General features: G+C 53.3%; 6 protein-coding genes. 2 read left to right on the forward strand and 4 right to left on the reverse strand.

Annotation, left to right across the window (positions count from 1 at the left end):
• The 3 genes from VEI96_07085 to VEI96_07095 form a co-directional block, all read right to left on the reverse strand.
• A partial coding sequence (locus VEI96_07085; GenBank protein HXX57749.1) for an AsmA family protein occupies positions 1-1870 on the reverse strand: 1870 nt, incomplete at its 3' end.
• Between the two features lie 336 nt (positions 1871-2206).
• Positions 2207-4180 (reverse strand): hypothetical protein, encoded by a 1974-nt coding sequence (locus VEI96_07090; protein ID HXX57750.1) that lies wholly within the window; start codon positions 4178-4180, stop codon positions 2207-2209.
• Positions 4181-4433: 253 nt separating this feature from the next.
• Entirely contained in the window at positions 4434-4805 is a 372-nt protein-coding gene (locus VEI96_07095) for a DUF2845 domain-containing protein (protein HXX57751.1), read from the reverse strand.
• Between the two features lie 233 nt (positions 4806-5038).
• Here VEI96_07095 and xrtH point away from each other — a divergent pair, with 233 nt between their 5' ends.
• The gene (gene xrtH, locus VEI96_07100; GenBank protein ID HXX57752.1) at positions 5039-5539 is read left to right on the forward strand and encodes an exosortase H; all 501 of its coding nucleotides are present in this window, start codon (positions 5039-5041) and stop codon (positions 5537-5539) included.
• Positions 5520-6089, forward strand: a complete 570-nt coding sequence (locus VEI96_07105) for an exosortase H-associated membrane protein (protein ID HXX57753.1) — start codon at positions 5520-5522, stop codon at positions 6087-6089. Before xrtH ends, VEI96_07105 begins: the two co-directional genes overlap by 20 nt.
• Positions 6090-6190: 101 nt before the next feature.
• Here the strand turns inward: VEI96_07105 and VEI96_07110 are convergent.
• On the reverse strand, positions 6191-7704 hold a 1514-nt coding region (locus VEI96_07110; protein HXX57754.1), incomplete at its 5' end, for a hypothetical protein.

Below are 7704 nucleotides of genomic sequence, written 5' to 3' on the forward strand. Positions count from 1 at the left end.
GCGGGCCTCTCACCGCGAGGGTGTCAAGCTTGATGAGGCCTCGCACTGACCGGACCTCTTTCAGAGACGATTTCAATCCCTCAAAGGACGCCAGCCATGGATAGACTTCATCCGGATCTATTTTGACTGTCCCGGATGTGGCTTCGAGGTGAGGATCATTCCCGAAACGTAACTCACCCGTCAAATCTGCAAAGGAAGATTTGCCGAGTGCACCGGCCAGTTTTCTCGCACCGACACGTGTTTCGTCATAAGAGAATTGGCCCCCCTTTATGAGCACGGGGAAAGGGAGACGCTCATACTCTGCTGCGAAAGATACTTCAGATAGATCGATGCGCGGCTTTATTACGGCGGTGCTTTCGCCGAGGATCACCCTTCCGCGTGCTTCACCGCTAACGGAGCGGACAAGATCGATCTCCTTGACAAAGGACTCATCCTTAACCAATCGTCTCAGGATATTACTCGCTTCAGCGAGGTCCGCCTTTACCGCTGCATCGATATGGAGCGGGGCATCGCTCCCTCTCAGTCCGACCCTCAACTTGCCGTCCCGAACCTCAGATTTTCCGAGAATTCCCTCGACCTTCTTTCCCTCCAGGATGCCCTGGGAAATGATGCAGTCTCCGTTCACTTCCTTGAAGTCCAGCTTCGGCCCCGGGACAAAAATCTCTCCCCGCTCGATGACGCCAGTGATAGATATGCTCTCGGTGCTGCCAAGGTCTTCTAATGAAGCCCCGTGGCTCCGCACCGTAATGAAGGAAAGCCTTCCTCCTCTCACATACCCGAAAATGTCCCGGACGAGGGGGACCCCTCCTGCCAAAGAGAGGGCCACGGTCCGCAACGATGGGACATCCACCCCCTTGCCGGACAGCTCCAGGCTGACAGTCCGCGCAGTCTTATCACGGATGAGCTCACAGCTCAGCGTGAGTCGTGGGTACTCGACTTTCAGTTCGTTCAGCGTTATTTCAGTTCTCTCTCCGATCGCAGCAAAGGCGCCGCTCATGTCGATTCCCCTTACGAGGACCCTCTCGCCCCTGTTCAGAAGGGTCAGATGGGGGATTGAGCCCTGCACTTCCGCCTCCATCTCACCGGAGCCAAGCATTCTTAGAGAGAGGATGAAGTTACCTTCAGAGTCTCCGAGAAACTTGACCGTGTCCGGGAAAAGGTGGTGGATGATATGCTGCGGCTTCAGGCCTGTGAACTTGACGGTGCCGATGCCTTTCAGATTCCGGGGATCCAAACGTATACCGATGGAAATGCTTCTTGAGATGTCGGAACTGCACGTGAGCGCGACACTCGCCTCACCGGGGGAGAATGTAAGCTGTCCGGCAATGTCCTCGAAAAGAACAAGAGAGCTGCGTGCATCGGAAATTTTTACGCTTCCTTGCTCTACGACAATCCTGGTTTCAGGCAGGGTGGTTGCCAGGGACTTCAACAGCGCCGAGACTTTCTCCTCAACTTCTCGAGCGGAAAGAGACGCTGTCTTCTCCCTCTCCCTCTCTCTTTCGGAAACCGTGATGGATACTCTGGGGCTCACTAGCTGGACCCCTGCGATTCTCACCTCCCCCGAAAAAAGAGGACGGAGGCGGAGGAACATTCTCAGGGAAGCGATGGTTCCCTCCGCCGTTCCCGGAAAGGAGAACGTCGCATTGCTGATCACAATCAAGGGGCGGGGAAAGAACGAGACCTCCATCTTCTCGAAACCGACCTCTCCCGAAATTTTTTGGGAGATATCTGCCTTGATCTTTTCCCGTATCGACTCCAAGTCGATGAGCTTCGGCACGAGGAAGGAAAGGGCCACGATGATGAGCACGATGACCCCTATGCTTCCCGTGAGCCAGAGAAGAAGATTTTTCCGCTTCATCGATTCTTTCATTGATGCTCTCCCGTCGCAGCATTATAAAACCCTCTTATCATCAAACACAAATCTCCTTTTTTTTCAGAGGGCGGATTCCTGAAAGACCATCCGTAAAAGACTAGTCTTTGACTGATGAGGGGCCTTCTCCGCAACTCACCTGCGTCATCGAAAGTCAAGAATCGTGAGCGGTCGATTGAAAAGATTCTCATCGTCAAACAGGAATACCGTTTCAGCGCGTTCAGGACATCAGGAGGAGATAGATCAATGGATGATCGGGAGGCCGAACCCCCGGTCAAATGGGCGTGGGTCGGGCCGGCTGCCACGATTTCTTATCCGAGCAGCCGGCCCTCTTCTTCAATTATGCACATTGACGGTTATCGAAACGTTGTCCGTACCTACAACATTTCCCGCAGAGTCGGTGCCCGTCACGACTGTCGTCGCCGTATAGGTGTTCGGCCCGGAGACATTACAGTTGAATTGAAGGGAAACCTTATCGGTACCCCCGGCGGAAACGCTGCCGTTCGTCTTAGAAACATTGAGCCAGTTGGCGCCTACACTGTATGTATTCGTCAGCGAATAAAACAGTATGCTCCCCGCGTCGCCGGTGTTTGCGATAATAAGGTCACCAATCGGTGTTGGACACTGGGTCACGCCTATCTGATGGTCAAGGGAAAAAGTCAAGGGGCTGACAGACAACTTCGGTACACCGGTTGAAGGGGGAGGCAGACAGGCAGCATTAAGCTCGTTCTGATCAATGGCCGTCGACGTAGGCACGCCGTTGAAATCGATGCTGAAGCTGCCGTTACTGTTGATTGTCGTATCTATGGCGTCGCTGTTAATCGGGCTGGTCAACCGCAACGATCCGCCAAAAATCTTAGAGTAATCGGAAGAGAAAGTGAACCCCGTGAGGGTCGCCGGCGAAACGAGCTGACCGGTGCAGCTGTTATAGGTGTATCCGGAAAGGGCGTTGTAAATGATAGAGTTCGTGCTCCTGTCATCGATCAGGCGTACATGGAAATCGGACTTCTTGAAAGAATATGGTATCGGATTGCTCTGTATAATATATGTGCCCTTGCTGAATCCGTTCACGAGCAAATCCCGTTGCGTGATAGTGCTCGAGAGGTCTGAATCCTGTCCCGATATGCTCATGTTATAGGTAAAATCCGAATACTGGGCCTTCACCTGAAAGTCTCTCAGGTTGATGGTCCAGTTCTGAGGCGCCGGGTTAAAACTCTTTGCTATGCCTTCGAGACTTCCGTTCATGGAAACGTAAGGAGTTAGGAAGTTGTTGAATATGCTGCTGCATCGCGTGTTGCCGTCCGCGGAAAGTCCACAGGAGACATCGAAATAACCGCCGACTTTCGACGTAAATCTATATGTCTGGCCATCCACCGGCGTCATGCCGAAGAACGTATTGATGGGGGTCAGAGTGGCATATGCCTTCGCCTCGTCCGGAACGGACAGAAGCACCCCGGCAGCCGTCTTTCTCGCACTCTGGAGGCTGAATGGGGAGTTCGGCCATAAGTCGTTCACCTTGAATGAATATCTCCCCTGAAATGGCTGATCGAGGGGATCGTCACGGAGAACAGCCGCATAGGAATTATTATCGATATAGGAACGGATATCGGGTACAGTGCCCCAGATTCTGCCCTTTGGGTCTTGTGAGAAGGATGCATAATTGTTCCACTTACTCTGGGAAGTGAGCTTGTATTCATTGAGGAGCAGATAGTCTCCTCCCGTCGCAGACTTGGCATAGGAGAAGTTACCGTGAAACCAATTGTCGAATGCGGTCGCATAGGGAATATAGAGGTTCTGGTCGGTTCCGAAGACGGCAGTCCCCCCATTCCCTCCCTGCCCGAAGATGCCGACTGTCACGGCAGGGTAAGTTGCAGCAGCGTTCATTGTATAAACTCCTCCGAAGAGCCGTATCGGCGTGAACGACGTCCCCTTTGTGCCATCTAAGTAAAGGTTCGTGATATCAAAACTGCTCGTCCCCTGAAATATCTGGATGTTCGAAAAAGTCGTCACATTTCCTGATACCTGCCCTGGATAGACTGTTGTTCCTTCCGTCAAGATTGGAGGGCTGGTAGGTGAACTGACCACAGGAAGATCCGTAGTGATCTGGACGGTACCCGGAGTTGCCGGATCGGTACTGACACAATTGAAGTGAAGTCTCGGTACCGGCAGCGCCGCCAAAACGTCTGAAGTAAATACCTGAGCGACATCGCTATTGCTCACGTCACATACCAGTGACCCCGCATTCGCCGCAGCCGTAAAGCCTGTCATGGCGATGAGAACCATCATCAAAACAACTCTTTTCCCAACCATCGTCCACCCCCTTCTCTATGCCTTGGTAAAGCGACATATAGTTTGCGGCAGTATTCTCCCATTAAAGTCTATCATGAGGTCAGGTGATGTCAATCGGACGATCAAGAAATTCGGAGAAGACATACCTCTCGTGATTTTCTTGTGAGCATTCGATCCGCTTGCGGGAGGAACTCCGACAGGGCCGAGGAGAGATATACGTACTTTGGGATGAGTCGACTTCGGGAATCACCTGAAGACTTCCCGGCCATCTGCTCTAATATCCGTAGTCGCCGACCGTAATGCGCACGAGTTTGCCGTTTTCGAATCTCAGGTAATAGAGGAATCTCGTTGGTCCGAAATTGTACTCCCATTCCTCGACTCTGATCTGCTCTCTGAGAAACGGCGGCTCCTGCGACAGCTCTTCATCCGATTGAACAGGGATATCTCGATAGAAGTCCCTTCTCACGCTTTCTTTCTCCCACCTCTCGATGTTGCTCGGGTCGCCGCATTTCCTCAGCACATCGGATTTCACCGCCCCCCGCGAAATGATGTACTGGCCGCATCTGAGATCAGACGCCGGGTTGTCCGTGCCTGCTTCGATCGGAAGGGCTATGAAGACGAAAAACATCAAGGCCAGGTAATTCATTCCAACCTCCAGGCAGTTCAGCCAAAGACAAGCCCGTTCCTCTCGACTGTATTCGGGAGCACGGCCTGTACTACGCCCCATTATATCACGTTACGCAGTTACAGAGGCGTGAATAAACGCCGTTCTCTTTTGTTCGGCTAGGGCTCATGGTAAGACGACGAATCCGTCTTTTTTCTGTGGAGCGCAGTATAATATTATTTCATGGTCTGTTAAGAAACGGGAAGGGGAGAAAGATGTCGGGAGCGACGAGTCTGAGGCGGTTTGCCGTGACCTATATAATCCTCATGGGAGCCTTCTTCTTCCTGATAGGCTTTGTGCCCCTTCAAAAGATGTTTGACCTGAACGGACTTTATACCGAGGGGGTTGTGAAGGCCACGGCTCAGGTTCTCGGAGCGATGAGGGTCCCCGCCACTTGTGATGGTTCACTTATTCATCTCCCCGCCATCTCTCTTGACGTGAAATTCGGGTGTAACGGACTTGAGGCGGTGATGATATATTCTGTCGCTGTCATCGCCTTTCCCTCACCGTGGAAGAAACGGCTCATCGGCATCGGAGCCGGTTTCGTCGTTCTTCAGACATTGAATATCCTGAGGATTGCCTTCCTCGCCTACGCGGGGATTCATTTCAAGAGCCTCTTTGAATACCTCCACATCTACGTCGCGCAGGGCATAATGATAGCGGTCTCCCTCGGTATCTTCCTTATCTATCTGCGGTATGCGGAAGACAGGGAATAGACTGCAGCATAGGCTGATCCTCAAGACGATCCTCGTCTTCCTTGCGTCCTATCTCGTTTTTTTACTCCTCTGGATACAGGTGAAGGACTCTTACGGGTATGGGGTCACTTACCTGGCGTCTAAGGCGATCACGTTCGCAAAAGACGTCCGTTTTCAGGATATGACAGCGAAAGAGGGAATAATCGAGGCGACTTTCAGCGCACGAAAGGAGAAAGGCGAAATCCTCATCGACATACCGGTCAAGACGTCTTCCTATACGTTCAACGCGCCGCTAACCCTGGCGATGATGGCGGCCCTCTATCCCTTTATAAAGAGAAAGCGTAGGGCCTGCGGAGAGGCCCTTCTCATACTCCTCTTTGTTCACGTACTCTATGTCTTTTCCCTGGAGGCAAAGGAATTGACGGAGGTTCTGATAGACGGGGGTCTCGGGGCCTCGTCCGGACCCGGCGTGGCCGCCTACCAATTCCTCTGGGGATTCACGGACAACATGGTAATACGGTTCGAACCCTTCCTGATCGGATTCTATATCTTCATCCGATTCAGGAAATGAAGGTCCGGTCCGGTCAGTGTTCATACTTATCGAGCCTATTCACCACTGGGCGACAGAGACCGCGACCCGCTCTTCAACGTCTGCCGGAATCGCACCGTCTGTCAGAAGGCGACAGCCTGGTCCGCATTGGTGACGATCACTGACTGCGTAGTCGGGCCAATCGCCTTGTTCTTGTAAGCGGTAACCGTGTAGGTGTTCGGGGCCAGGCCGCTGAAGATTGCCGAAGTGCCGGCAGGGGTCTGTGTCTGAATTAAAAGACCGTTATGCTTCAGAACATAGAGCACCCCGGTAAAGGCACTGCTCGCGGTTATGCTGTACGACCCGGCGGTAGCCGATACGGTCACCGGGATGAACTCAGAAGCGAACTGGTTTCCGCCTTCGCTGACCGTATGAAGGATATTGAAGACGCCGCCCGAAGCGTACGTATGGCTGAATGCGCTGCCACTGGGGCCGAAGGAGACGCTGCCGTCATCCCAGTTCACCTCAACAACGAGATCGGTCGCACTTTTGGAATTATTTTCAGCGGAATTGTCCGTGAAGCTCACCGATAGGCCGTTTACTGTCACTGTTTGAGCGCTATGACTCACAGTCGGGGGAAGATCTTGAGAAGCGTGCATGCCTGTCGCGACGGCTGCCAGATAATTCTTGTCGAGATACATCGCGCCGTTTGTGGTAGCACCCGGTCCCGCGCTTCCTCCGTGGCACTGGCCGCATGCGAGGTCGAGGTCTACCCAAACAGCCGTGGTGTAGATCCCGTCAGGTGAAGTGTTTGCGGTTCTCTGCCCCGCGCCATACTGTGCCGGAGTCGGGAATGTGCTGTAATTAGGATCGGTACTGATTCTGAAAAGATGCGCTGCCCCGCCCTGCGACGCCACAGGCATGTGGCAGATCGCGCATGCATCCGTAACATCCGAGCCCGCTCCGATCGGCGTTCCGGGTCCGGTCGGATGCTTAATCAACCCGAAATTCCCCATGTTGCTGTGGCAGTTAATACCGCAGGCATTCTTCATCGACGTGGATGCTAAGGCGTTGATCTCAGGGACCGTACTCTCGTGGACGTCATGGCATCCGCTGCAGCCGCCGTAACTCGACTGAAAATTACTTTGATATTTAGCTGCATTCAGGATATCTCCTGAGGTTCCCGTGAACCTAGCATGAGGACTGTTCAGAAACTCCTGCCCCGTGGAGTAGCCGTAGAACGTAATAGCAAAGTTGCCGCTGTTGCTCACCTCAATCTGAGGCGGGTTGTTAACGCTAATCACCCCGGTATTAGGGTCCTGATGCTCCTGCCTGTGACAGCTCATGCAGAGATCGGTTGAGGCCAGTGCCGAGGGCAGAATTATGTTGTTTATGCTCGGTCCTGCCGCATGCGTGCTGCCTTGTCCATGACACCTTTCGCACTGGACCCCGTCAAGAGTCCAGGAACTCGTTGTGGCCGGGCCACCCGCGTCCGGGTCGAGGTTGAGGTTGATCGAAGGAAAAGAGAATAACGGCTCGGGAGCCGAATTGTCTATCGCAAATCCTGTGGTATGGCAACGGGCACAACTGTAAGATCCGCCTTCTCTGGCCGCGTACGTCACGCTGCCTATCCAGCCGCCCCAGATGTAATAGAGGG

The sequence above is a fragment of the Thermodesulfovibrionales bacterium genome (genome assembly GCA_035622735.1).
GTDB lineage: Bacteria > Nitrospirota > Thermodesulfovibrionia > Thermodesulfovibrionales > UBA9159 > DASPUT01.